This is a genomic window from Xanthomonas boreopolis, from assembly GCF_046529185.1.
Classification (GTDB): domain Bacteria; phylum Pseudomonadota; class Gammaproteobacteria; order Xanthomonadales; family Xanthomonadaceae; genus Pseudomonas_S; species Pseudomonas_S boreopolis.
The window spans coordinates 3,482,144-3,506,108 of sequence record NZ_CP097162.1 but is presented as its reverse complement, the minus strand read 5'-3'; the positions used below and the strand labels follow the sequence as shown (position 1 = coordinate 3,506,108).

The 23,965-nt window shown below is 69.5% G+C and carries 18 protein-coding genes; 12 read left to right on the top strand and 6 right to left on the bottom strand.

Going from position 1 to position 23,965, the window contains the following annotated elements; genetic code table 11:
• Positions 1–295: 295 nt before the first annotated feature.
• The 3 genes from M3M27_RS15745 to M3M27_RS15735 all read right to left on the bottom strand — a co-directional run bounded on the left by M3M27_RS15745 (position 296) and on the right by M3M27_RS15735 (position 3,831).
• A complete protein-coding gene (locus tag M3M27_RS15745; RefSeq protein ID WP_140723509.1) occupies positions 296–907 on the bottom strand; it encodes a glutathione S-transferase N-terminal domain-containing protein in 612 nt (203 codons plus the stop codon).
• 86 nt (positions 908–993) lie between these two features.
• Complete coding sequence (locus M3M27_RS15740) at positions 994–1,452, bottom strand: cell wall hydrolase (RefSeq protein ID WP_140723506.1); 459 nt, start codon at positions 1,450–1,452, stop codon at positions 994–996.
• 333 nt (positions 1,453–1,785) lie between these two features.
• Positions 1,786–3,831: an FAD-dependent oxidoreductase gene (locus M3M27_RS15735; RefSeq protein ID WP_434026236.1), complete on the bottom strand. Its 2,046-nt coding sequence runs from the start codon at positions 3,829–3,831 to the stop codon at positions 1,786–1,788.
• A gap of 187 nt (positions 3,832–4,018) precedes the next feature.
• Here M3M27_RS15735 and M3M27_RS15730 point away from each other — a divergent pair, with 187 nt between their 5' ends.
• The 5 genes from M3M27_RS15730 to M3M27_RS15710 all read left to right on the top strand — a co-directional run bounded on the left by M3M27_RS15730 (position 4,019) and on the right by M3M27_RS15710 (position 9,456).
• Positions 4,019–6,076 carry an LTA synthase family protein gene (locus M3M27_RS15730; RefSeq protein ID WP_434026235.1) on the top strand — a complete coding sequence of 686 codons (2,058 nt, stop codon included), beginning with the start codon at positions 4,019–4,021 and terminating at the stop codon, positions 6,074–6,076.
• A 268-nt stretch (positions 6,077–6,344) separates the two neighbouring features.
• Entirely contained in the window at positions 6,345–7,451 is a 1,107-nt protein-coding gene (locus tag M3M27_RS15725) for an OmpA family protein (protein ID WP_140723500.1), read from the top strand.
• Between the two features lie 310 nt (positions 7,452–7,761).
• On the top strand, positions 7,762–8,256 hold the full coding sequence (locus M3M27_RS15720; RefSeq protein ID WP_434026234.1) for a hypothetical protein: 495 nt from the start codon (positions 7,762–7,764) through the stop codon (positions 8,254–8,256).
• Positions 8,257–8,270: 14 nt separating this feature from the next.
• A complete protein-coding gene (locus M3M27_RS15715) occupies positions 8,271–9,068 on the top strand; it encodes a pseudouridine synthase (RefSeq protein ID WP_434026233.1) in 798 nt (265 codons plus the stop codon).
• A gap of 109 nt (positions 9,069–9,177) precedes the next feature.
• Positions 9,178–9,456, top strand: coding sequence for a hypothetical protein (locus M3M27_RS15710; RefSeq protein WP_434026232.1), 279 nt, complete (start codon positions 9,178–9,180; stop codon positions 9,454–9,456).
• 293 nt (positions 9,457–9,749) lie between these two features.
• Here the strand turns inward: M3M27_RS15710 and kbl are convergent, their stop codons facing one another.
• Positions 9,750–10,952 carry a glycine C-acetyltransferase gene (gene kbl / locus M3M27_RS15705; protein WP_434026231.1) on the bottom strand — a complete coding sequence of 401 codons (1,203 nt, stop codon included), beginning with the start codon at positions 10,950–10,952 and terminating at the stop codon, positions 9,750–9,752.
• 174 nt (positions 10,953–11,126) lie between these two features.
• Between kbl and M3M27_RS15700 the strand changes: the two genes are divergently transcribed.
• The 6 genes from M3M27_RS15700 (at position 11,127) to M3M27_RS15675 (ending at position 17,387) form a co-directional block, all read left to right on the top strand.
• On the top strand, positions 11,127–12,575 hold the full coding sequence (locus M3M27_RS15700; protein ID WP_434026230.1) for an OprO/OprP family phosphate-selective porin: 1,449 nt from the start codon (positions 11,127–11,129) through the stop codon (positions 12,573–12,575).
• A gap of 13 nt (positions 12,576–12,588) precedes the next feature.
• Complete coding sequence (locus M3M27_RS15695) at positions 12,589–13,617, top strand: sulfate ABC transporter substrate-binding protein (RefSeq protein ID WP_434026229.1); 1,029 nt, start codon at positions 12,589–12,591, stop codon at positions 13,615–13,617.
• Positions 13,618–14,472, top strand: coding sequence for a sulfate ABC transporter permease subunit CysT (gene cysT, locus M3M27_RS15690; protein WP_140723483.1), 855 nt, complete (start codon positions 13,618–13,620; stop codon positions 14,470–14,472).
• Between the two features lie 13 nt (positions 14,473–14,485).
• Positions 14,486–15,442, top strand: a complete 957-nt coding sequence (gene cysW / locus M3M27_RS15685; protein ID WP_140723480.1) for a sulfate ABC transporter permease subunit CysW — start codon at positions 14,486–14,488, stop codon at positions 15,440–15,442.
• Positions 15,443–15,458: 16 nt separating this feature from the next.
• Positions 15,459–16,496: a sulfate/molybdate ABC transporter ATP-binding protein gene (locus M3M27_RS15680; RefSeq protein WP_140724242.1), complete on the top strand. Its 1,038-nt coding sequence runs from the start codon at positions 15,459–15,461 to the stop codon at positions 16,494–16,496.
• 183 nt (positions 16,497–16,679) lie between these two features.
• Positions 16,680–17,387, top strand: coding sequence for a TorF family putative porin (locus M3M27_RS15675; protein ID WP_140723477.1), 708 nt, complete (start codon positions 16,680–16,682; stop codon positions 17,385–17,387).
• Positions 17,388–17,460: 73 nt separating this feature from the next.
• Here M3M27_RS15675 and tdh read toward each other — a convergent pair whose 3' ends face one another.
• Together tdh and M3M27_RS15665 are read right to left on the bottom strand one after the other, a co-directional pair.
• On the bottom strand, positions 17,461–18,495 hold the full coding sequence (gene tdh / locus M3M27_RS15670; protein WP_177497756.1) for an L-threonine 3-dehydrogenase: 1,035 nt from the start codon (positions 18,493–18,495) through the stop codon (positions 17,461–17,463).
• A gap of 756 nt (positions 18,496–19,251) precedes the next feature.
• A complete protein-coding gene (locus M3M27_RS15665) occupies positions 19,252–21,576 on the bottom strand; it encodes a TonB-dependent receptor (RefSeq protein WP_218569668.1) in 2,325 nt (774 codons plus the stop codon).
• Positions 21,577–21,784: 208 nt separating this feature from the next.
• Here M3M27_RS15665 and M3M27_RS15660 point away from each other — a divergent pair, with 208 nt between their 5' ends.
• On the top strand, positions 21,785–23,872 hold the full coding sequence (locus tag M3M27_RS15660; RefSeq protein WP_434026228.1) for a phosphocholine-specific phospholipase C: 2,088 nt from the start codon (positions 21,785–21,787) through the stop codon (positions 23,870–23,872).
• Positions 23,873–23,965 lie beyond the last annotated feature (93 nt).

Sequence of the window (23,965 nt, the reverse complement as noted above, 5' to 3'; positions counted from 1 at the left end):
GGCATGGCTCCGCTCCCGCTCCGCAATCCCTCACCGTCGTTCCGCGAAGGCGGGGACCCGGCGCCTTTGCCCCGGCATTCCCGCGCAAGCGGGAATCCGTGGACTTGCCTACCGTCGGCAGTATCCCATGAGGGCGCACGTCCTTGGATTCCCGCTTTCGCGGGAATGACGAGCAGAAAGCCTGGTTTCGCCGGAAGGCTTCAGGGCGCTGGGTCCCCGCGTTCGCGGGGACTACGGTTGCGGCGGGGTACGGGCTGTTTGGCGCCTGGCCGTTGGCCCTCGCCCCCGCGCGGGATCAGTCCAGTCCTTCCGCGGCCAGCGCCGCCTGCACGCCCGGGTCGGCTTCCATGCGCCGCTTGAACGCGGCGAGGTTGTCCAGGCCGGAGAGGTCCAGCTTCAGGCCGGCGGCCCAGCGCAGCGTCATATAGAAGTAGGGATCGGCGAAACTGCGGAACCCCGCCAGCCACTCGCGGCCGGCCAGCTGCGCGTCGGCGCGCTCGAACAGCCCGCGCAGGCGCCGGTGCGCCGTGATCTTCAGCGCCTCGTACTGCGCCGGGTCGTCGATGAACTTGGCCGGGGCGAACAGCGGCAGGAAGGCCGGATGCAGGTCGGAATTGACGAAGGAGAGCCAGCGGGCCGCCTCGGCGCGCTGGCGCGCGCTGCCGTCGCCGGCCAGGCCAGCCTGGGGATGGCGGTCGGCGATGTAGCCCATGATCGCCGCGTTCTGGGTCAGCACGAAGTCGCCGTCGACCAGCGCGGGCACCGCCCCGGCCGGGTTGATCGCCAGGAAGGCGGGGCTCTTGAGGGATTCCTTGGTGAGCAGTTCGACGTCGAACGGCTGCCCGGTCCACTGCAGGGCGATGTGGTCGGCGGTGGAGCAGGCCCCGGGCTTGCTGTACAGCTTCATGGAAACTCCGTCGGATCGGGATGAGGCAAACGCCCACTATCCCAGAGCGGCCTGCCGTGGCTCAACGGCATGGCCGCGACGGATCGTCACGATGCGCGGGGCTTGAGTTTCTGCACGCGATAGAACGTGTGGTCGCCGATCGTGGCCACCTGGTAGGCATTGCGCCAGCTCGGGCTGGCGATCGCGCTCGCGGCGAAGTGGCTGGCGCCCGGCACGATCTCCTTGCGCTGCCCGGCCGGCAACGCCCAGTTGCGCTCGGCGGCGAAGGCGACGTTGACCGCGGTGGTCCACGCTTCCTTGTTCTTCAGCTGGGTACCCGGGGGCACCAGGGTGGGCGCGAATTGCTTGCGCGCGGTGACGACCTGGCACATCGAGTTGCCCCACAGGCCGCTGTCCAGGCGGCGCAGGGCGACCTCGGCGACGGCTTGCTGGCCGCGCAGGGTCTGGTCGCGCGCCTCCAGGTAGACGGTGGTGCTCAGGCACAGCGAATCGGCGGCCGGCTGCGGCAACAACTGCGACAGCCAAAGAATCCAGGCCAGTTTCATGGAACTCCTTGCTCCGTATGGGCCGAGGCTTGCTGTCCTCCCCGGCGGAGCGGGGCGGTGGCTTGCGACACGGCTTGGCGTTATGGGGAGGCGGCCAGCGGGCCGCCCGCGTATCCGGCCAAGTGGAAGCGGGGCCGGATGGGCCTGCCGAACTGGGTGGCGGGCCGTAAAGTGGGCGCAAGGTAGACACGGGTCTCGAAACCCCGCCTGAATGCGTCCGCTTGACATTCAGCTTGGCCGGAGGGCCGGATCGGGTCCTCCGGCAGGCGCGCGACGGCTTCCGGCAGGCCGGTCGGCCGGCCGGATCAGCGGTACGCGGCGTCGTGCCGGGCGCTACAGCGCGGCGGCGAGCCGGCTGCCCTGGTCGATGGCGCGCTTGGCGTCCAGCTCGGCGGCCACGTCGGCACCGCCGATCAGGTGCGCGGTCCTGCCGAGCGCCAGCAGCGCCGCGTGCAGGTCCCGGCGCGGCTCCTGGCCGGCGCAGATCACCACGGTGCCCACGTCCAGCGTCTGCTCGCTGCCGTCGACGCGGATGTGCAGGCCCTCGTCGTCGACGCCGAGGTATTCCACGCCCCCGAGCATCTTCACGCCCTTGGCCTTGAGCGTGGCGCGATGGATCCAGCCGGTGGTCTTGCCCAGCCGCGCGCCGGGGCGGCCGGGGCTGCGTTGCAGCAGCCAGACCTGGCGCGCGGGCGGTTCCGGCCGCGGGCGGGCGAGGGCGCCGCGCGCCTCGAAGGCCGGGTCCACGCCCCATTCGGCCTGCCAGCGGGCGACGTCGAGCGAGGGCGAGGCGCCTTCGTGGACCAGGAACTCGCCGACATCGAAGCCGATGCCGCCGGCGCCGATGATCGCGACCTTGTCGGCGGCGCGGACCCGGCCGAGCAGGACGTCGAGGTAGGTCGCCACCTTGGGATGGTCGGCGCCGGGGAAATCGACCTGGCGCGGGCTGATGCCGGTGGCGACGACCACCTCGTCGAAGCCGGCGAGGTCGGCGGCGGCCGCCTGCTTGCCCAGGCGCACGTCCACGCCGGTCTCCTCCAGGCGATGGCGGAAATAGCGCAGCGTCTCGTGGAACTCCTCCTTGCCGGGGATGCGCTTGGCGACGTTGAACTGGCCGCCGATCTCGTCGGCGGCCTCGAACAGCGTCACCCGGTGCCCGCGTTCGGCCGCGACCGTCGCGCAGGCCAGCCCGGCCGGCCCCGCGCCGACGACGGCGATCGACTTGGGGGCGGCGACGGGCGCGTAGACCAGTTCGGTCTCGTGCGCCGCGCGCGGGTTGACCAGGCAGCTGGCCAGCTTGTTCTCGAACACGTGGTCCAGGCAGGCCTGGTTGCAGGCGATGCAGGTGTTGATCGCGTGCGACCGGCCGGCGCGGGCCTTGTTCGCCCACTGCGGGTCGGCGAGCAAGGGCCGCGCCAGCGAGACCATGTCGGCGCCGCCGCCAGCGAGGATGCGCTCGGCCACCTCGGGCATGTTGATGCGGTTGGTCGCCACCACCGGCAGCTTCACGTGCGGCTTGAGCTTGGCGGTCACGCCGGCGAAGGCCGCGCGCGGCACCGAGGTGGCGATGGTAGGAATGCGCGCCTCGTGCCAGCCGATGCCGGAGTTGATGATCGTCGCGCCGGCGGCCTCGATCGCCTGCGCCTGCAGGACGATCTCCTCCCAGTTGCTGCCGTCCTCGACCAGGTCGACCAGCGACAGCCGGTAGACGATGATGAAGTCCGGCCCGCAGGCCTCGCGGATGCGGCGCACGATCTCCACCGCGAAGCGCATGCGCTTCTCCGGCGTGCCGCCCCAGGCGTCGTTGCGCCGGTTGGTGCGCGGGGCGATGAACTCGTTGATCAGGTAGCCTTCCGAACCCATCACCTCCACGCCGTCGTAGCCGGCCTCGCGGGCGTAGCGGGCGGCGCGCGCATAGGCATCGATCTGGCGCTCCACGCCGCCGGCCGACAGCGCGCGCGGCGTGAACGGATTGATCGGCGCCTTCAGCTTCGACGGCGCGACCTGCAGCGGGTGGTAGCCGTAGCGGCCCGAGTGCAGCAGCTGCAGGCAGATCTTGGCGCCGTGCGCATGCGCCGCGCCGGTCAGTTGCCGGTGCGGCCGGGCTTCCCACGGCCAGGACAGCTTGCCGCCGAAGGGCTTGAGCCAGCCGGCCAGGTTCGGCGCGAAGCCGCCGGTGACGATCAGGCCGACGCCGCCCGCCGCGCGTTCGGCGAAGTAGGCCGCCAAGCGCGGGAAGTCCTTCGCGCGATCCTCCAGGCCGGTATGCATCGAGCCCATCAGCACGCGGTTGCGCAGCGTGGTGAACCCCAGGTCCAGGGGCGAGAACAGGTGCGGATACGCGGTGTCGGCGGAGGGCGGCGGGGAGGCGGGCGACATGGTGGATACGCTGGCGTACGGAGTGCCGCATTGTCGCCGATTCCGCCGCGGCGGCAACCCCGCGGCCTCCATGGCGCGGCATGGCGCCGGGCCGGCGAATATGTCGCTCTTGTTACAATCGCCGCCCTCGCCGGACGGGTTCGGCGGCGCGCCGGCTCCGTATCCGTTCCGGCAATGGAAGGCCTCGATGGGTTCGCAGGTTGTTCGTCACGTGCAGGCGTCGCGCCTGTTTCCGCTGTTGTGGGCGTTCGTCGCATGCATGGTCTGCGTGGGTGGCCTGGCGCGCCTCGGCCTGTGGGAGGCCTATGCCGGCGCGGGTCGCCACGTCTCGCAACTGTGGCCCGCCCTCTGGCAGGGGATGCGCTACGACCTGGTGGTCGGCGCGATGTCGGCCTGGCTGATCGCGCTGCTGGTGGCGCCGCTATGGCTCGGCAAGCACCGGGCGCGGTCGGTCCGCGTCGCGCGCCGGCTGGCGATCGCGCTGCTGGCCGCGTTCGTGCTGGCCGCGGTCTGCGAGCACTTCTATTTCGCGTTCTACAAGACCAGGTTCGATCCGATCGTGTTCGGCCTGTTCGAGGACGACACCGGTGCGGTGCTGGAGACGGTGTGGCAGGACTGCCCGGTGGTGCGCGCCGCGCTCGTCGTCGCGGCGGTGGCCGCGGCGGCGGCCTGGGCATTGCCGCGCTTGGCGGGCCGGCTGGAGCGCGTCTGGCCGTCGCTGGGCTGGCGCTGGGGGCAGCGTGCGCTGATCGTGCTGCAATGCGTGGCGCTGCTGGCCGCCGCGCGCGGCAGCGTCGGCACGTTTCCGCTGGTGCGGCGCGACGTCACCGTGTCCTCGGACCCGTTCGTCAACAGCCTCGTGCTCAACGCGCCGCTGACGCTGTATCGCGCGCTGCGCGTGCGCACCAAGGAGGTGGAGATCGGCAAGGACCCGCTGCAGGGCGTGCATGCGCTGGGATTCGCCAGCCTCGACGAGGCGGCCCGCGCCGCCGGCCTGCCGGATGGCCGGCCCGAGACGATCGAGGCCGCGTTGTTCCCGGTCGCGGCCGGCCAGCCCAGGGCGCTGGCCTCCTCGCCGCACGTCGTGCTGGCGTTGCTGGAGTCGTTCGGCGCCGACCTGCTGAAGACCGACCGCCCCGGCAACGACATGCTCGGGCGGCTGCGCGGCGAGCTGCCGCACGGCTACCTGCTGCGGAACTTCATCGCCGGGCAGAACGGCACCCATCCGGAACTGGAGAACCTGCTGCTCGGCTCGCCGATCACCCCGCTGACGCGCGGGCGCAACGCCACGATCGGCTTCGACACCTCGGCCGCGCTGCCGTTCAAGCGCGCGGGCTACCGCACCGTGCTGCTGTATGGCGGCGGCGCGGACTGGCGCGACATCGGCAAGGCGTTCTCGCACCAGGGCTTCGACCAGGTCTACGACGCGAGCGACATCCGCCAGCGCTTCCCGCAGGCCGGGGCCACCGAGTGGGGCGTCTACGACGCCTATCTGTTCGACTACGCCACCGACCTGCTCGAGCAGGCCGACCGGCGCGGCGAACGATTGTTCCTGTTCCTGCTCACCACCACCAACCACCCGCCCTACCGCCTCGACACGCCGCACGCCGGGCTGCCTTTGGACCCGTCAGCGCTCGGTCCGCGCCGCACGGACGATGCCGACGAACTGCGCAGGACGCTGGCGACCTACCAGTACCAGGCCGACCAGTTCGGCGCCTTCCTGCAGCACCTGCGCGGCTCGCCCCTGGTCGAGCGCACCGTGGTCGCCGCGGCCGGCGACCACAACCTGCGCACGCACTACCGCTACGCCCTGCCGATGCAGCAGCCGGACGTCGACCGGGTGTTCGCCTACCTGCGGGTCCCGCCCGCGTTCGCCGCGGGGAGGGCGCCGGACCCGACGGCCTACTGCGGCCACGCCGACCTGGTGCCGACGCTGGCGACGCTGGCGGTGCCGGGGCAGCGTTACTTCGCGACCGGCCGCGACCTGCTCGCGCCGGCGCCGGACGGCGGCCAGGCCCTGGCCCAGTTCGACCGGCTGTACACCCGGCAGGCCGTGATGTTCCCGTTGGCCGCGCCGCTGGCCTATCCCTGGCGGGACGGGGGAGAACTGGCCAGGGCCGGGCGGCCGCCCGCGGCGGAGGAGCGCGACAGGGCGCGCCGTGCCGCGGCCTGGACCGCGCTCCGCGACTGGCACCTGCGCCGTGCCGTCCTGGCTGCCCGCAACGGTCGAATGAGCGTATCCTGAGCCCGCTTCAAACATCCGTTTATCCCGGATTTGGCTATTTGAGGAACCGGTCTAGGCTATCCTTGATGAAGCTGTATACGTTGTACTTCCGAGGCCCAGACGCCTTGGGAGCGTCTTCACATGTTATGTGACCGTTAACGCAGTCTTCACTAAAGCGAGCTTAATCTGCGCCGCGATGGCGAGCGGAACGGCCGTCTGGATGTGACGAGACATCTGAACTGAACCCTGCCTCTATCGGTTTTATTACCCGAAACAAGGAGCTGTATTCATGAACAAGAAAATCCTCACTGCCGCGTTGCTGGGTGGTCTGGCCGTAGCCCAGGCAGCCTCCGCGCAGGAGTTCGATGATCGCTGGTACCTGACCGGTTCGGCCGGCTTCAACTTCCAGGACAGCGACCGTCTCACCAACGATGCCCCGTTCGTCACCCTGGGCCTGGGCAAGTTCGTCAGCCCGAACTGGTCGCTCGATGGTGAGCTGAACTACCAGAACCCGAACTTCGACAAGAACCAGGACCAGAACTGGAGCCAGTACGGCATCTCGTTCGACCTGCGTCGCCACTTCATCCAGGAAGGCCGTGGCTGGAACCCGTACCTGCTGTTCGGTCTGGGCTACCAGAAGACCGAGGAAGAGTACCTGAGCGGCGCCGCGCTGAAGGACCGCAAGGACGGCGAGTTCGCCGCCAAGGTCGGCGTCGGCCTGCAGACCACCTTCGACAAGCGCGTCGCCGTGCGTGCCGAAGTGGCCTACCGCGCCGATTTCGACGACCAGAGCATCCGCACCGTCAACGGCGTCCGCCCGGGCAATGACCAGGATTGGTTCGGCGACGTGCTGGCCTCGGTCGGCGTCGTGATCCCGCTGGGCCCGGCCCCGGTCGCCCCGGCTCCGGCCCCGGCTCCGGTCGCTCCGAGCTGCGCGGACCTGGACGACGACGGCGACGGCGTCAACAACTGCGACGACAAGTGCCCGAACTCGCAGCCGGGCCAGACGATCGGTCCGGACGGCTGCCCGGTGCCGGTGTCGATCGACCTGAAGGGCGTGAACTTCGACTTCGACAAGTCGACCCTGCGTCCGGACGCCGTGGCGATCCTGAGCGAGGCCACCGAGATCCTGAAGCGTTACCCGGATCTGCGCGTCGAAGTCGCCGGTCACACCGACTCGAAGGGTACCGACGCGTACAACCAGAAGCTGTCGGAGCGTCGCGCCAAGGCCGTGTACGACTACCTGACCCAGAACGGCGTGGACGCCTCGCGTCTGGTCGGCCCGATCGGCTACGGCGAGAGCCGCCCGATCGCTCCGAACACCAACCCGGATGGTTCGGACAATCCGGAAGGCCGTGCGAAGAACCGTCGTACCGAGCTGAACGTCCAGAACTGATCGGACCTTCGGTGATCCAAGCAAAGCCCGGCCTCGTGCCGGGCTTTGTTTTTGCGCGTCCCCGGCGGCGTCGTGCATGTCGGCCGCCGTGGATGGGGCATGCCGCGCGATGCCTCCGCTTTCCGTGCGCACGTAAAGCGCGATGCCGATGGCGATCCGCGAGTGCCGTGGCGGGATGGCGAGCAGGCAGGCGAGCGAGGCAAATCCCCATTCATCGCAGTGCGTTGGAGACGGGAGTGCAAGTCGTGGTTGAAAGGCGCATGGGGCCTGCCTACACTCGCCGCGTCGACCACCCAACGGATGTTTCCCGATGCTGCGTCTCGCAACGGCCGGATTGCTCGGTCTCGCTCTCGTTCCCGCCGCCCACGCCGCCACGGACTGCGCGAGCGGCGCCGTCGCTCCGCCGCTGCCGCTGCCCGCGACCGTGATCGCGCCGGCCGCCGCCGAGTTCTACATCCGCAGCGTGCAGCTCGGTGGCCCGAGCGGGGTGCTTGCCCAGCCGTTCGACAACGACCAGTCGGTCGAGCGCGTGCTGCTGCGCCTGCGCGTGGAAGGGTGCCAGGACGTGGCCAAGGCGATGCCGGCCACCGGTCCGGCCAACCCGAACGACCCGGCGGCGTACAAGCCGCAGACGGCGTTCGACAACACGCCGTGGCGTTTCGACATGAGCCAGAACGGCAAGCGCATGACCGCCGAGGAGTTCGATGCGTGGATGAAGGCGCGCGGCGTGCGCGTGGTCAAGGCGCGCCCCGCGGCGCCGGCGGCGGAACCGGCGGCGAACGCCGCGCCGGTCGAGAACAAGTAACTCCCGGCCCGGGCATGCACCGGCGGACGTCGCCGGCACCCGCCCGGCCAGGACGGAACAAGAAGGGGGCGGCCGGCCCCGCATCCCCGCGCCATGGCCTGGCGCGGGTGCTTTCGAAGTTGGGGATATGCTCGCGCAGCGAGGCGGCGCGCTGGATCGGCGACGGCCGCGTGGCGGTCGCCGGCCAGGTGGTCCGCGATCCCGAGTTCCCGATCCCGCAAGGCGCTCCGCCGCGCATCGAGGTGGACGGGCAGCCGGTCGGCGAAGCCGCGCGCCGCTACGTCATGCTCAACAAGCCGCGTGGCCTGGTGACCAGCGTGCGCGACGAGCGGAGCCGGGACACCGTCTACCGTTGCTTCGACGGTGCCGGCCTGCCGTGGCTGGCGCCGGTCGGGCGCCTGGACAAGGCCAGCGAGGGATTGCTGCTGTTCTGCAACGATCCGGAGTGGGCGGCGTCGATCACCGATCCCGAACGCGGCCCCGACAAGACCTACCACGTGCAGGTGGATTGCATCCCGGACGCGCAACAGTTGCGGCGCATGCACGAGGGCATCGAGGTCGGGGCGGGCGAGCGCCTGCGCGCCAGCCGGGTCGCGGTGCTGCGCGAGGGGACGCGCAATGCGTGGCTGGAAATCACGCTGGAGGAGGGGCGCAATCGCCAGATCCGGCGCCTGATGGAAGCGCAGGGCATCGCGGTGCTGCGGCTGGTGCGGGTGGCGATCGGCGGACTGCGGCTGGGTACGCTCGCGAAGGGCGCGTGGCGGCCGCTGGAGCGTTGGGAAGTCGAGGCGCTCGCACCGGCGCGCGACTGAGCCGCGCCGGGCGCGCGCTCGTGCGGCCGGGACGCGGTGCTTCCCGCCCGGCGAAAGGCATGCGGCGCGGAAATCTCCTAGACTCCGGCGGTCGCTTGGGAGGCCTGACATGCAGCGAATCGGTGGCGCGCTTTGCGCGGCGATGGCGGTGGCATCGCTGGTGGCGGTGACGGGGTGTGCGCCGACGCGGACGGCGGCAGCGGCGCGGCCCGAGGTGGTGGTGGTCAAGCCGTTGGCGGTGCGCGATGCGCGCGGCGCCTATCGCTTCGACATGAGCCAGGGCGGGCGGCAGATGACGGCCGACGAGTTCGATGCCTGGATGAAGGCCAATGGCATCCGCATTGCGAAGGGGGCTCCGGATACGACGGGCCGGGCGGGCGGCAAGTAGCGTGCCGTGCTTGTGGGAGGGACTTCGGTCCCGGCGGCAGCGCCTGCACAGTGCTCCCTGCTGCCGCATCCCATGTGTAGGGATTCAGGGGAAAGCCCCGCCGGGACCGAAGTCCCGCCAACAGGGATTCCTTGCGGGGATGGAGGCATCGGGAAGGCGTCTTCGCGGCTGATGGCCCTAGGCCACCCAGAGCCGCTCCCACGGGGAGCAAAAGCAAACGCCGCCACGGCAACAGCTTGGCCTTGCGACGGGACGGGACGCCCAGCGGCGATTCCCGTCCCCTTCGGACGACGTCAACCGGCGATCACGCCCAGTTCGCGGCCGATCCGGGTGAAGGCGTCGATCGCGCGGTCCAGGTGTTCGCGCGTGTGGGCGGCGCTGATCTGGGTGCGGATGCGGGCCTGGCCCTTGGGCACGACCGGGAAGAAGAAGCCGATCGCGTAGATGCCTTCTTCCAGCAGGCGCTCGGCGAAGCGTTGCGCGAGCGGCGCGTCGTACAGCATCACCGGGCTGATCGGGTGCACGCCGGGCTTCACGTCGAAGCCGGCCGCGGTCATGCGTTCGCGGAAGTAGGCGGTGTTCCGCACCAGCTTCTCGCGCAGTTCGCCGGCCGCCGACAGCATCTCGAAGGCCTTGATGCCCGCGGCGACCACGTGCGGCGGCAGCGAGTTGGAGAACAGGTACGGGCGCGAGCGCTGGCGCAGCAGTTCGATCACCTCCTTCTTCGCGGTGGTGAAGCCGCCGAGTGCGCCGCCCATCGCCTTGCCGAGCGTGCCGGTGAAGATGTCGATCCTGTCCAGCACGCCCTTGACCTCGGCCGAGCCGCGGCCGGTGGCGCCGAGGAAGCCGGTGGCGTGGCATTCGTCGATGTGCACCAGCGCGCCGTACTTCTTCGCCAGCGCGGTGATCTCGTCGAGCGGCGCGATGAAGCCGTCCATCGAGAACACGCCGTCGGTGGTGATCAGCTTGGTCTTGCAGCCGGCCGCGTCGGCCGCCTGCAACTGCGCCTCCAGGTCGGCCATGTCGCAGTTGGCGTAGCGGAAGCGCTTGGCCTTGCACAGGCGCACGCCGTCGATGATCGAGGCGTGGTTGAGCGCGTCGGAGATGATCGCGTCGTCCTCGCCCAGCAGCGGCTCGAACAGGCCGCCGTTGGCGTCGAAGCAGGCGGCGTAGAGGATGGTGTCCTCGGTGCCGAAGAAGTCGGCGATGGTCTTCTCCAACTGCTTGTGCAGGTCCTGGGTGCCGCAGATGAAGCGCACCGAGGCCATGCCGAAGCCGTGGGTATCGAGCGCGTCCTTGGCGGCCCGGATGATGTCCGGGTGGTCGGCCAGGCCGAGGTAGTTGTTGGCGCAGAAGTTCAGCACGGTGCGGCCGTCGGCCAGCGTGATCTCGGCCGACTGGGGGCTGGTGATGATGCGCTCGGACTTGAACAACCCCTGCTCGCGGAGGGCGTCGAGTTCCTCGGCGTAGCGGCGGGTCGGGGAGGCGTCGGTCATGGCGGTGTCGTTCGGGGAAATGCCGGATTTTACCCGCCGCCCGGCGCGGCGGCCGGGGCGTCATGCGCAATGGCTATAAGCGACTGCGGATTGGTCATTTCCGGGCGCGGATGTGCACCTGCAGCATCGGCGTCCCGGACGAAGGGGGTTTCGTCCGACCACCGGAGACGACGCATGCAACCGCCAAGGGGAGAAGACCGCCACGCCGGCAGGCCGGCCCGCACGCTGCTCGCGCTGGCCTGCGCGCTGGCCGCGCTCCCGGCCTGGGCGCAACAGGCCCGGCAGCCCACCGTGGAGGAACTCCAGCGCCGCCTGGAGGCGCTGGAACGGCGCCTCGGGACCGCGCCCGCCGCCGCGCCCGGCACGGCCACGGACGGCCTGGCCGACCTGGACCAGCGGCTGCGCGTGATCGAGCGCCGGCTGGAACTGCAGGAAGAGGAGCGCGTCGCGGCGGCCAAGTCCGCGCCGGTGGTGACGGTCAACGACAAGGGCGCCTCGTTCAGGTCCGCCGACGGCGCCTACGAGATCCGGCTGCGCGGCCTGTTGCAGGGCGATGGCCGCTTCTACATCGACGACGACCGGCAGCCGCAGGCCGATACGTTCCTGATCCGCACCGCACGGCCGATCATCGAGGGCTCGCTCGGCAAGCTGGTGGCCTTCCGCCTCACGCCGGAGTTCGCCGGCGACAGCGCCAGCATCGTCGACGCCTACGTCGACCTGCGCTTCGACAAGGCCTATACCCTGCGGGCCGGCAAGTTCACCTCGCCGGTCGGGCTGGAGCGGCTGCAGTCGTCCTCGGCCCTGGCCGACGTCGAGCGCGCGCTGCCGAGCGAGCTGGCGCCCAACCGCGACATCGGCGTGCAGTTGCAGGGCGAGGTCGGCGCGGTCAGTTATGCGCTCGGCGTGTTCAACGGCACCGTGGACGGCCGCGATGCGGTCACCAGCAATCCCGACGACGATTTCGAGTACGCCGGCCGGATCTTCTTCGAACCGTTCAGGGACAGCGCCAGCGCGTGGTCGGGGCTGGGCTTCGGGATCGGCGCAAGCACCGGCCAGACGCACGGCAGCGGCAACAACTTCCTGCCGCGCTACCGCACGCCCGGACAGGCCACGTTCTTCAGCTACCGCAGCACGGTGCTGGCCGATGGCGACCGCACGCGCTGGTCGCCGCAGGGCTACTACTACCGCAATGGCTTCGGGCTGCAGGCCGAGTACATCGTCTCGCGCCAGGAAGTGGCGGGCCCGGGCGCACGCGCGACCCTGGAAAACAAGGCCTGGCAGGCCACCGCCAGCTACGTGCTGACCGGCGAGGATGCGGGCTATCGCGGCGTGGTCAGGCCCTCGCGGCTGTTCGCCGCGGGCGGCGAGGGGTGGGGTGCATGGGAGCTGGTAGGACGGTATGGTGTACTGGAGGTGGACGATGCGGCTTTCCCGCTGTTCGCCGATGCCAATTCGGCCGCGCGCCGGGCCGAGGCATGGACGCTGGGCGTCAATTGGTATCTCACCAGTAATCTCAAGCTGGTAGTCAATTACTCGCAGACCCGCTTCGACGGCGGCGCTGCGGCAGGCGCAGACCGGGAGGACGAGAAGGCCCTGTTCTCCCGGTTGCAGGTTTCCTTCTGAGGCGGAGAAAGCAATGAAGAACTGGCTCGCATCCCCGCGCGTTGCAGGCATCTGGCTCGGCACGCTGCTGTTGACGGCATTCGCCGGAGGCGCGCTCGCGCGCGACGTGCAGCTGCTCAACGTGTCCTACGATCCCACGCGCGAGCTGTATCGCGACTACAACGCCGCCTTCGCCAGGCACTGGCAGGAAAAGACCGGCGACAAGGTGACCGTGGAGACCTCGCACGGCGGCTCGGGCAAGCAGGCGCGCTCGGTGATCGACGGCGTCGAGGCGGACGTGGTCACGCTGGCGCTGGCCTACGACGTGGACGCGATCGCCGAGAAGGCCAAGCTGATCCAGCCGGGCTGGGAGAAGCGCCTGCCCGACAACAGCGCGCCGTACACCTCGACGATCGTGTTCCTGGTGCGCAAGGGCAACCCGAAGGGCATCAAGGACTGGCCGGACCTGCTGCGCGCGGGCGTGTCGGTGGTGACGCCGAACCCGAAGACCTCCGGCGGCGCGCGCTGGAACTACCTGGCGGCGTGGGCTTACTTCGACAGGATCTTCAAGGGCGACCAGGACAAGATCCGGCGCAGCATGGTCGCGCTGTTCCGCAACGTGCCGGTGCTGGACACCGGCGCGCGCGGCGCCACCACGACCTTCGTGCAGCGCGGCATCGGCGACGTGCTGCTGGCCTGGGAGAACGAGGCGTTCCTGGCGCTGGAGGAACTGGGACCGGACAAGTTCGAGATCGTGGTGCCGAAGCTGTCGATCCTGGCCGAACCGTCGGTCGCGCTGGTCGACAAGAACGTCGACAAGCACGGCACGCGCGCGGTCGCCGAGGAGTACCTGAAGTACCTGTACTCGCCGGAGGGCCAGAAGATCGCGGCCAAGCACTACTACCGCCCGCGCCATCCCGAGTTCGCCGACAAGGACGACGTCGCGCGCTTCCCGAAGGTGGAACTGGCGACCATCCAGCAGGCGTTCGGGTCGTGGCAGAAGGCCCAGGCCGAGCACTTCGCCGACGGCGGCATCTTCGACCAGATCCAGGCGAGCAAGTAAATGTCGGCAAGTGCGGTACCCGAGGCGCGCAAGCCGCCGCGCCGCCGCGTGATCCCCGGGCTCGGGCTGAGCCTGGGGATCACGTTCGTCTGGCTGGGCCTGATCGTGCTGATCCCGCTGCTGGGGGTGTTCATCAAGACCAGCGGTCTGGGCTGGAGCGGGGTCTGGCAGGTGTGGAGCGAGCCGCGCGTGCTCGCCGCGCTGAAGCTGAGCTTCGTCACCGCGCTGGCGGCGGCCGCGTTCAACGCGGTGATGGGCACGTGGGTGGCGTGGGTGTTCGTGCGCTACTCGTTCCCGGGCAAGCGCCTGTTCGACGCGATGATCGACCTGCCGTTCGCGCTGCCGACGGCGGTGGCGGGCATCGCGCTGACCGCGCTGTACGGCGGCAACGGCTGGATCGGACGCTGGCTGGAGCCGCTCGGCCTGAAGGTCGCCTACACGCAGCTCGGCATCGTGGTCGCGCTGGTGTTCGTGGGGCTGCCGTTCGTTGTGCGGGTGGTGCAGCCGGTGCTGGCCGAGAACGAGCGCGAGCTGGAGGAGGCGTCCGCCACGCTCGGCGCGGGGCGCTGGCAGACGGTATTCCGGGTGGTGCTGCCGAGCCTGTGGCCGGCGCTGCTGACCGGTTTCGCGCTGGCCTTCGCGCGCGGCGTGGGCGAGTACGGCTCGGTGATCTTCATCGCCGGCAACATGCCGAACGTGACCGAGATCGCGCCGCTGCTGATCACCATCCGCCTGGAAGAGTTCGATTACGCCGGCGCCACGGCGATCGCGGCGGCGATGCTGCTGCTGTCGTTCGCGGTGCTGCTGCTGGTGAACGGGCTGCAAGGGCGCCTGCAACGCCGTGGCACGCCGTAGAGACGCGCTTTAGATGAACCAGATCGTATCCTCCCTGCCGACGCCCCTCCAGGAACAGGCCATGCCGGCCCGTCGGTCACGCGACATCGTTGCCGCCGCCACCACCGAGCCGCGCTGGGCGCGCTGGCTGCTGACCGCCGGCGCCCTGGCGTTCCTGCTGTTCTTCCTGCTGCTGCCGCTGGTGCTGGTGTTCGCCGAGGCGCTGCGCGGCGGGCTGCAGGTGTTCTGGAAGGCCATCACCGACCCGGACGCGCTGGCGGCGATCCGCCTGACCCTGCTGGTCACCGCGGTCGTGATCCCGATGAACCTGGTGTTCGGCGTGGCCGCGGCCTGGGCGGTGAGCAAGCACCGCTTCCCGGGCCGGCGCCTGCTGGTGAGCCTGATCGACCTGCCGTTCTCGGTCTCGCCGGTGGTGGCCGGCCTGATCTTCATGTTGATCTTCGGGCGCCAGGGCTGGGCCTGGCCGTTGATCGACGAGGGCTGGCACGTGCACCTGCCGGTCCTGGGCGAGACGCTGATCCAATTGCCCAAGATCGTGTTCGCGCTGCCGGGCATCGTGCTGGCGACCACGTTCGTCACCTTCCCGTTCATCGCGCGCGAGCTGATGCCGCTGATGGAGCAGCAGGGCAGCGACGAGGAACTGGCGGCGCTGAGCCTCGGCGCCGGCGGCTGGCAGACGTTCTGGCGGGTGACGCTGCCGAACATCCGCTGGGGATTGCTCTATGGCGTGCTGCTGTGCGCGGCGCGCGCGATGGGCGAGTTCGGCGCCGTGTCGGTGGTGTCCGGCCACATCCGCGGCCGCACCAACACGCTGCCGCTGCACGTGGAGATCCTCTACAACGAATACGCCTACAGCGCGGCGTTCGCCTGCGCCTCGCTGCTGGCCTTGAGCGCCCTGCTGACGCTCGCCCTGAAAACCTACCTGGAATGGCGGCACGGCGAGTCGCTGGCCGCCAACCACCGCCATTGAGAGCCCCCGCATGAGCATCGGCATCCGCATCCAGAACCTGCGCAAGCAGTTCGACGACTTCACCGCGCTGGACGCGATCAACCTCGACATCCATCCGGGCGAGCTGCTGGCGCTGCTCGGTCCCTCCGGTTCGGGCAAGACCACCCTGCTGCGGATCATCGCCGGCCTGGAGTACGCCGATGGCGGCCAGGTGCTGTTCGGCAACGAGGACGCGACCAGCATGAGCGTGCAGTCGCGGCGGGTCGGCTTCGTGTTCCAGCACTACGCGCTGTTCAAGCACATGACGGTGTACGAGAACATCGCCTTCGGCCTGCGCGTGCGCCGCGGCGAGGCGCGCTGGGCGGAGTCGCGCATCCGCGAGCGCGTGCAGGAGCTGCTCGCGCTGGTGCAGTTGCAGGGGCTCGAGAAGCGCTATCCGACCCAGCTCTCCGGCGGCCAGCGCCAGCGCGTGGCGCTGGCGCGCGCGCTGGCGATCGAGCCGCGCGTGCTGCTGCTCGACGAGCCGTTCGGCGCGCTCGACGCGCAGGTGCGGCGCGACCTGCGGCGCTGGCTGCGCGAGCTGCACGAACGGACCGGCCTGACCACGGTGTTCGTCACGCACGACCAGGAAGAGGCGCTGGAACTGGCCGATCGCGTGGCGATCCTCAATGGCGGCAGGATCGAGCAGCTGGCCAGCCCGGCGGCGGTCTACGACGAGCCGGCATCGCCGTTCGTCTATTCGTTCGTCGGCGCGGTCAACCGCATCGCCGGCACGGTCCAGCGCGGGCACCTGGACGTGGCCGGATTGTCGCTGCCGCTGGAGGCGGACGTCGCGCCGGGCCAGGTGGAACTGTACGTGCGCCCGGAAGACCTGGTGCCGGCCTCCGAAGGCTGGCGCGCGACCGTGCTGTCCACGCAGCGCAGCGGCGCGCGCCTGCGCGTGCGTGCGCGGCTGGAACGGGCCGGCGAGGTGGAACTGGAACTGCCGGCGGCGGTCGGCCATTACGCGGCCGGCCAATCGGTGACGCTCGCCGCGCGCCGGTACGGCATCTTTCCCGCCACCGAGGCGGGCTGAACGGACGCGGGGCGGACAACCCCGCGTCCGCCTTCGAGCAGGGCAGGACAAGGCTTGTCGGTAACGGATGCAACGGATGTTGCACTGCAGCGGCGGCTCGGTTAAGAATCCGTAAAGCAGCGATCCTCGCGCTGTTTCCCGACGTGCAGTTTCCTCGCCCACCGCCCCCAGGAGATCGGCCCCATGAAGTCATCCACGCTCGCTTGTGCCCTGCTGCTCGCTTTGTCCTCTGTCTCCACCGCCGCTTTTGCCCAGGAAGAAGGCGCCGACGAATACAAGCCCTTCAGCGCCACGCTCGCGGTGACCACCGACTACGTATGGCGCGGCATCTCGCAGACCAACGAGGACCCGGCGTTCCAGGCCGGCGCCACCTACACCTCCAAGTTCGGCCTCTACGCGGGCGCGTGGACGTCCAATGTGGACTTCGGCGAGGGCGATCCGGACTGGGAGCGCGACTACTACATCGGCTACAACACCGACTTCGGCGACAAGGTCAACTTCGACGTGATGGTCAACCGCTACACCTATAGCGGCGCCAGCGATCTGAACTGGAACGAGCTGATCACCAAGACCACCTTCCTCGAGACCTACAGCCTGACGCTGGCCTACTCGAACGATTCGTGGGCGACCAGCGAGGACGGCTACTACGCCGCACTGGCGGGCAACTGGTCGCTGCCGCACGACTTCACCATCGGCGCCAGCTACGGCCGCAGCATGTTCAGCAACAAGGCCGGGATCGAGGACTACTCGGACTACTCGGTGAGCGTGGGCAAGAGCTTCGGCCCGCTGGCGCTGTCGGTGGCCTACATCGATACCGACAAGGCCGGCGAGCGTGTCGGCGGCAGCAACGGCGGCGACCGCGTGGTCGTCACCGCGACCATCGGCCTGTAAGCCGAACCGCTCGTATGAACGAAGAAGGGCGCCGCAGGGCGCCCTTCTTCGTCGCGCCGCACGCCGGCGGCGCTCAGTTCCAGCTCAGCACGACCTTGCCGGCCTTGCCTTGTTCCATCAGGTCGAAGCCCTTCTGGAACTCGTCCACCGGCAGCTGGTGGGTGAGCACCTTGTGCAGCGGGAAACCGGACAGCACCAGCTGGGTCATCTTGTACCAGGTCTCGTACATCTTGCGGCCGTAGATGCCCTGCACGGTGAGGCCCTTGAAGATGATCTTGTCCCAGTCCGCGCCGGCGCCCTTGGGCATGATGCCGAGCATGGCGATCTTGCCGCCGTGGTACATGCAATCGAGCATGTCGTTGAACGCGCGCGGGTTGCCGCTCATTTCCAGGCCGACGTCGAAGCCCTCCATGTGCAGGTCCTTCATCACGTCCTTCAGCGAGGTGTTGGCGACGTTGACCACGCGGGTGGCGCCCATGTCGGCGGCGAGCTTGAGGCGGAAGTCGTTGACGTCGGTGACCACCACGTTGCGCGCGCCGATGTGCTTGCAGATGCCGGCGGCGATGATGCCGATCGGGCCGGCGCCGGTGATCAGCACGTCCTCGCCGATCACGTCGAACTCCAGCGCGCAGTGGGCGGCGTTGCCGTAGGGGTCGAAGAAGGCGGCCAGCTCGGACGGGATCTGGTCGGGGATCGGCCACAGGTTGGAGGCCGGCATCACCATGTATTCGGCGAAGGCGCCGTTGACGTTGACGCCGATGCCGACGGTGTTCGGGCACAGGTGCGGGCGGCCGCCGCGGCAGTTGCGGCAGTGGCCGCAGACGATATGGCCTTCGGCCGAGACGCGCTGGCCGATCTGGTAGCCGGTCACCGCCGAGCCGAGCGCGGCGATGCGGCCGACGAATTCGTGGCCGATGGTCAGGCCGGGCCTGATGGTGCGCTGGCTCCACTCGTCCCACAGGTAGATATGCAGGTCGGTACCGCAGATGGCGGTCTTTTCCAGCTTGATCAGGACTTCGTTGGGGCCGGGCACCGGGACGGGCACCTGCTCCATCCAGATGCCTTTGGTGGCTTCGCGCTTGACCAGCGCTTTCATCATTTCTGCCATGGGTCGCCTGCCGGCGGAAGGGAAACGGGGCGCTGATTATAGTTGCTGGCGTAACTGGGGGTGTGGGTGGTGGGATGGGCAGGGTTATTGGGGGTTGGGGCGGGCTATCTATCGTCATTCCCGCGAAGGCGGGAGGCGCTTTTCAGCAGCCGAACGGCTGATCATCCAGGGACTTTTGGCTTTGGGCAATAAAAGCCAAAGCTTTCGCCTTTGGCGAGTCACTTTTCTTTGCTTGTGCACGCGCGCCGCAGGAGCGGCGCCGCACGGCGAAGCCGGCCCGAAGGGCGCGGCACAAGGATGTGCCGCGTAAAGAAAAGTAACCAAAAGAAGCGCTTCACAGCAGCCGAACGGCTGATCGAGCACCCCCCGCCTTCGCGCCCGCAGCTGCGCTGCGGGTTCGCGGAGCCGGCGGGATTTTTCGACGCGGCATCCTGTCGCGGCGAAAAACGACGTGCATCCATGCACGTCGCCCTTCGGGTTTTTCCCGCCGTCTCCGCCGCTTCGGAGGGGCCCCGGTAAGTCAAAGTCAAAGGCGAGAGGCCGAAGCAACATCACGAGCAACGGCAACGGCCGCAATTGCAGCCGTCGCCGCTGTCGTAATGATCAGGTTCGAGCCGATCGCTCTACCGTCGCCCCCGCGTAGGTCGGAATCCAGCTCCGCATCCAGCCGACACAAGAACAACGAGCGCAGCCAGCGAAACCCATCATCCCCGCTTGCGTGGGGATGATGGTTCTAGTTCCTGTTCGCCGCCTGCCTCAGAGCCGCACGTCCAGGCTGAGGAAGTACTGGCGCGGCGCGCCGGCCATCAGGGTCTGGTTGTAGCCGTTCGGGTCGGAGGCGACGTAGCCGTTGGTGCCGGTGCTGGCGAAGTAGCGCTTGTCGGTGAGGTTGGTGATGTTCAGCGACAGGGCCACGTCGCTCAGTGCGCCGAGGCGGCCGAAGTCGTAGCGCGCGCCGGCGTTGAACAGCCAGTACGACGGCACCTGCGAGTCGTTGAGGTAGGTGATGTAGCGCTTGCCCAGGTACTTGCCGTCCAGGTCCAGGCGCAGGTTGCCGAGCTGCCAGCTGGCGCTGGAGGAGAACATCCACGACGGGATGCCGACCACGTACTTGCCGGAGGTCTCCACCACGCCGTTGTTGAGGTAGTCGTCCTGGTACTTGGAGCGGTTCCACGACAGCGAGTTGAGCCAGTTGAAGCCTTCCGCCGGCTTCCACATCAGCGCCAGGTCCGCGCCGGTGCTGTGCACCGCGCCGACGTTGTTGAGGATCGAGGCGCAGGTCTGGATCGCGCTGCACGGGGAGGTGGTCAGCAGGCGGTTGGAGAACTTGGTGAAGTACACGTCCGCCGAGGCCTGCAACTGCGCGTCCTGGACGCGGTAGCCGGCCTGGAAGGTCTGCGACTCCTCGGGCTCGAGCGTGGACTTGCTGCCGTCGAACGCGGCCTGCGAGGTCGCGAACGGGGTGAAGCCGTAGGCGGCGATGTTCTTGCTGTAGGAGGCGTAGACGTCCTGGCGCTCGTCCAGCTTGTAGTTGACGCCCACCTGCGGCAGGAAGCCCTCGTCGGCCTTGATCTTGCCTTGCGCGAACGAGCCGGTCGCCACCAGCGACTGCGCGCGGGTCTGGGTCGAGACCGCCTTGGCGCCGTAGTTCAGCGTCAGGCGCTCGTCGAGCAGGCGCACGCTGTCCTGCAGGTAGAACATGCGGCTCTGCGTGGTGTAGCGCTGCAGGAAGCCGCGCGCGAACGGCGTCTGGTTCTCGTAGAAGTTGTACAGCGAGGTATAGCCGTCGGCGCCGAGCGCGAAGTAGTTGCGCTCCTGGGTGGTGCGCGCGTTCTCGGCCCAGAAGCCGGCCTGGATGTCGTGGTTGCCCAGCGTCCACTTCAGCGCGCCGGTCGCGCCGTAGCGGTCCAGTCCGTAGTCGGTGGTGCGCATCGCCAGCGGCGCCTCGGCCGAGGTCGCCAGGTACGGCGTGGCCCATTGGCCTTCGCCGCGCGCGCCGTGGTAGTAGCCGGTGGCATCGAGGGAGAGGTCGTCGGCCAGCGCGAAGCTGCCGCTCAGGCCGGCCAGGTTGTCGCGGCGGATACCGCCGCCGGCGTAGTAGGTGGCGTCGAGCCAGTCGTAGTCGTCCGGCAGCGCGGCCAGCGAGGCGGGATAGCCGTTGGCGGTGCCGCCGTACTGGCCGGTGCTCTGGTAGGCGCGGGCCATCTGCACGGCGGTGGCCCAGTCCGGCTGCAGGTAGTCCCAGTTCCAGCCCAGCGCCTTCTGGCTGGTCAGCGACAGGTCCATGTAGTCGTATTCCTTGCGCCGCGAGGTGTCCAGGAACAGGCTCACGCGGTTGCCTTCGCCCCACTGGTAGAGCGCCTTCAGGTTGGCCTGCTCGGATTTCTGGTCGCCGTAGCCCTTCCACTTGTCGGTACTGGCGTTGGCGTAGGACAGGTAGGCCGACACGCCGTCGTGGTCGCCGATGTCGCCGCGCACGAAGGTGCGGCGGGTGGCGTCGCTGCCGACCGTCTGCGACAGGCGCACGCCCGCTTCGCTGTCCGGGTCGGCCGAGTAGAACTGGATGGTGCCGCCGAGATTGGTATTGGAGGCGGTGCCGAGCGCGCCGGCCCCCTGCGCCAGTTCCACCGAGCCGATGTTCTCGGAGGTGATCGCGCGGGTGACCTGCAGGCCGTTGGTGACGCCGTAGCTCATGTTGCCCAGCGGGATGCCGTCGAGCGTGTAGCCCAGGCGGCTCTGGTCGAAGCCGTGCAGGGTGATCTGCGTGGACCACTCGTAGGCGCCCCACGGGTCGGCCGCCTGGAACTGCACGCCCGGCAGCTTGTCGATCGCCTTCAGCGCGCTGCTGCCCGGGGAGAGCCGTTCGATGTCCTGCCTGGTGACCCGCTGCACCTGGCGCGTGCTGCCCTGGGCGACCACCGAGATCGCATCGAGCTGGGTGGCATCGGCGGGGGCGGGAGCCGCGGCGGCAGCGGGCGCCGCCTCTTCGGCCGGTGCGGCGCTGGCGAAGGCGGGCAGGGCGCAGGACAGGGCGAAGGCGAGCAGGGTCGGACGAGGGGCGAGCCTGGCGGAAAGCGGCATGGGGGTTCCTGTGGTCGTGATGCGGCGGGGGAACGGCGGCCCTGCTGGCAAGGCCACAAGCCGCGCAGCGTGTCGCCGCCACATGAAAGATTGATGACGCGGCTTGGCCAGGCCGGCTGTCGCGGAACTGTCGCCATCGCGGCTTATACCGGGCGGTCCGCCCGCGTTCGGCGGAACCGTTTCGTTGCCGCCACAGGACCGTACTTCCATGAATGACCTGTCCCGCCGGGACTTCCTCAAGCGACTGGCGGCGCTGACCGCCGCCGGCGCGATCCCGCCTTCGATCGGCCGCGCGCTCGCGCTGCCGGCCGTACCGCGCACCGGCACCCTGGCCGACCTCGAGCACGTGGTGATCTTCATGCAGGAGAACCGCTCGTTCGACCATTACTTCGGCACGCTGCGCGGCGTGCGCGGCTTCGGCGACACGCGCGCGATGAAGCTGCGCGACGGCACGCCGGTGTGGCGCCAGGCCGATGCGCGCGGGCGCCGGATCGCGCCGTTCCGGTTCCGCCCGGATACGCGCGCGCCGTTGATCAAGAGCCTGGACCATTCGTGGAAGGGCGCGCCGGGCCAGGACCCGCGGCGCTGGCAGGAGTACGACTGCTGGGTGCCCTACAAGGGCGAACTGGCGATGGGCTACTTCCAGCGCAGCGACATCCCGTACTACCACGCGCTGGCCGATGCCTTCACGATCTGCGACGGCTACTTCTGCTCGATCCACGGGCCGACCAACCCGAACCGCATGTTCCTGTTCACCGGCACCAGCGGGTTGAGCGTCGGCGACGATCGCCTGCAGGCGGTGGAGAACGCCGACGACGGCAACTGGACCGCCGACATGGCGCGCGACAAGCCCGGCTACGCGGCGATGCGCTGGACCACCTACGCGCAGCGCCTGAGCGAGGCCGGCATCGATTGGCGCGTGTACCAGGAGTACGACAACTTCGGCGACAACTCGCTGGCGTACTTCGAGCATTTCCGCGGATTGGATACTTCCGACGAGCGCTACCGCCGCGCGCGCGCCTGGGTGCCCGGCTCGACCGCGGACAATGCCGCGCAGACCAGCGCCGACCACCTCGTCGCCGCCTTCGCCGCCGACGTGCAGGCCGGCCGCCTGCCGCAGGTGTCGTGGATCATCGCGCCGACCGCCTACAGCGAACATCCGGAAGCGCCGCCGGCATACGGCGAATCGTTGACCGCGCGCCTGATCGACGCGCTCACCGCCAACCCGCAGGTGTGGGCGAAGACCGCGCTGATCATCAACTACGACGAGAACGACGGCTTCTTCGACCACGTGCCGTCGCCCCTGCCGGCGCTGGACGCGCGGATGGGACGCAGCGCGGTGGACACGCGCGGCGAGGCCTACCACGGCGTGCCGGTCGGGCTGGGCATCCGCGTGCCGTTGCTGGTGGTATCGCCGTGGACACGCGGCGGCTGGGTCGACTCGCAGGTGTTCGACCACACCTCGGTGCTGCGCCTGCTGGAGACGCGCTTCGGCGTCGCCGAGCCCAACATCAGCCCGTGGCGGCGCGCGGTGACCGGCGATCTCGCCAGCGTGTTCGACTTCCGCGATCCGGACGGTTCCGCGTTGTTCGCCTTGCCCGACGTGTCCGACTACAGGCAGCGCACCGCCGCGATCGCCAAGCTGCCGGAGCCGGAGCCGCCGCAACGCGAGGACATGCCGCGCCAGGAGCCCGGCCAGCGCCCCGCGCGCGCGCTGCCGTACGACCTGCAGGTGCATGGCGAGGCGACGCGCGAGCATGGCGCGCTGCGGCTGCGCTTCGTGAATGCCGGTTCGGCCGCGGCGGTGTTCAACGTCTACGCGCCGGGCAGCCAGGCGGGGCCGTGGTACTACACGGTGCTGCCGGGCAGCGAATTGGAGGATGTGCCGCACGGGTTGCCCGAGCGCGGCGCCTACGCGCTGGCGGTGCATGGGCCCAACGGGTTCCTGCGCGAGCTGGCCGGCGATCGCGACCTGGAATCGCGGAACGGCGTCGCGCCCTGGCTGGAAGCGCGCAACGAACAGGGCACGCTGGTATTGCGGCTGGGCAATCGCGGCAAGACGGCCTGCACGTTGCGCGTGCGCGCGCTCGACTACGGCGATCCCGCGCCGCACGAACTGAGCCTCGCCGCCGGCGCGCAGGACGAACTCCGCTACGACCTGGCCGCCAGCGACCATTGGTACGACCTGCTGGTGGAACTGGGCGACGGGGCGTTCCGCCGCAGGCTGGCCGGGCACCTCGAGACCGGAAGGCCCAGCCGCAGCGATCCCGCATTGGGGCGCGGAGCGGCGATCTAGGCGAGTACCGGCTCCCTCCGCAAACCGGCGGCGGAGGGAGCCGCGTTCCCGTCGAAACGCCTTCCACCAGGAACGATCGGCCCCGGCGACCGT

Coding starts and splice junctions, on each gene's coding strand:
- M3M27_RS15695 (WP_434026229.1), top strand. CDS start 12,589: ATGAAGAACTGGCTCGCATCCCCGCGCGTTGCAGGCATCTGGCTCGGC.
- M3M27_RS15675 (WP_140723477.1), top strand. CDS start 16,680: ATGAAGTCATCCACGCTCGCTTGTGCCCTGCTGCTCGCTTTGTCCTCT.
- M3M27_RS15700 (WP_434026230.1), top strand. CDS start 11,127: ATGCAACCGCCAAGGGGAGAAGACCGCCACGCCGGCAGGCCGGCCCGC.
- kbl (WP_434026231.1), bottom strand. CDS start 10,952: ATGACCGACGCCTCCCCGACCCGCCGCTACGCCGAGGAACTCGACGCC.
- M3M27_RS15715 (WP_434026233.1), top strand. CDS start 8,271: ATGCACCGGCGGACGTCGCCGGCACCCGCCCGGCCAGGACGGAACAAG.
- cysT (WP_140723483.1), top strand. CDS start 13,618: ATGTCGGCAAGTGCGGTACCCGAGGCGCGCAAGCCGCCGCGCCGCCGC.
- M3M27_RS15740 (WP_140723506.1), bottom strand. CDS start 1,452: ATGAAACTGGCCTGGATTCTTTGGCTGTCGCAGTTGTTGCCGCAGCCG.
- M3M27_RS15745 (WP_140723509.1), bottom strand. CDS start 907: ATGAAGCTGTACAGCAAGCCCGGGGCCTGCTCCACCGCCGACCACATC.
- M3M27_RS15730 (WP_434026235.1), top strand. CDS start 4,019: ATGGGTTCGCAGGTTGTTCGTCACGTGCAGGCGTCGCGCCTGTTTCCG.
- M3M27_RS15725 (WP_140723500.1), top strand. CDS start 6,345: ATGAACAAGAAAATCCTCACTGCCGCGTTGCTGGGTGGTCTGGCCGTA.
- M3M27_RS15735 (WP_434026236.1), bottom strand. CDS start 3,831: ATGTCGCCCGCCTCCCCGCCGCCCTCCGCCGACACCGCGTATCCGCAC.
- M3M27_RS15665 (WP_218569668.1), bottom strand. CDS start 21,576: ATGCCGCTTTCCGCCAGGCTCGCCCCTCGTCCGACCCTGCTCGCCTTC.
- cysW (WP_140723480.1), top strand. CDS start 14,486: ATGAACCAGATCGTATCCTCCCTGCCGACGCCCCTCCAGGAACAGGCC.
- M3M27_RS15710 (WP_434026232.1), top strand. CDS start 9,178: ATGCAGCGAATCGGTGGCGCGCTTTGCGCGGCGATGGCGGTGGCATCG.
- M3M27_RS15660 (WP_434026228.1), top strand. CDS start 21,785: ATGAATGACCTGTCCCGCCGGGACTTCCTCAAGCGACTGGCGGCGCTG.
- tdh (WP_177497756.1), bottom strand. CDS start 18,495: ATGGCAGAAATGATGAAAGCGCTGGTCAAGCGCGAAGCCACCAAAGGC.
- M3M27_RS15720 (WP_434026234.1), top strand. CDS start 7,762: ATGCTGCGTCTCGCAACGGCCGGATTGCTCGGTCTCGCTCTCGTTCCC.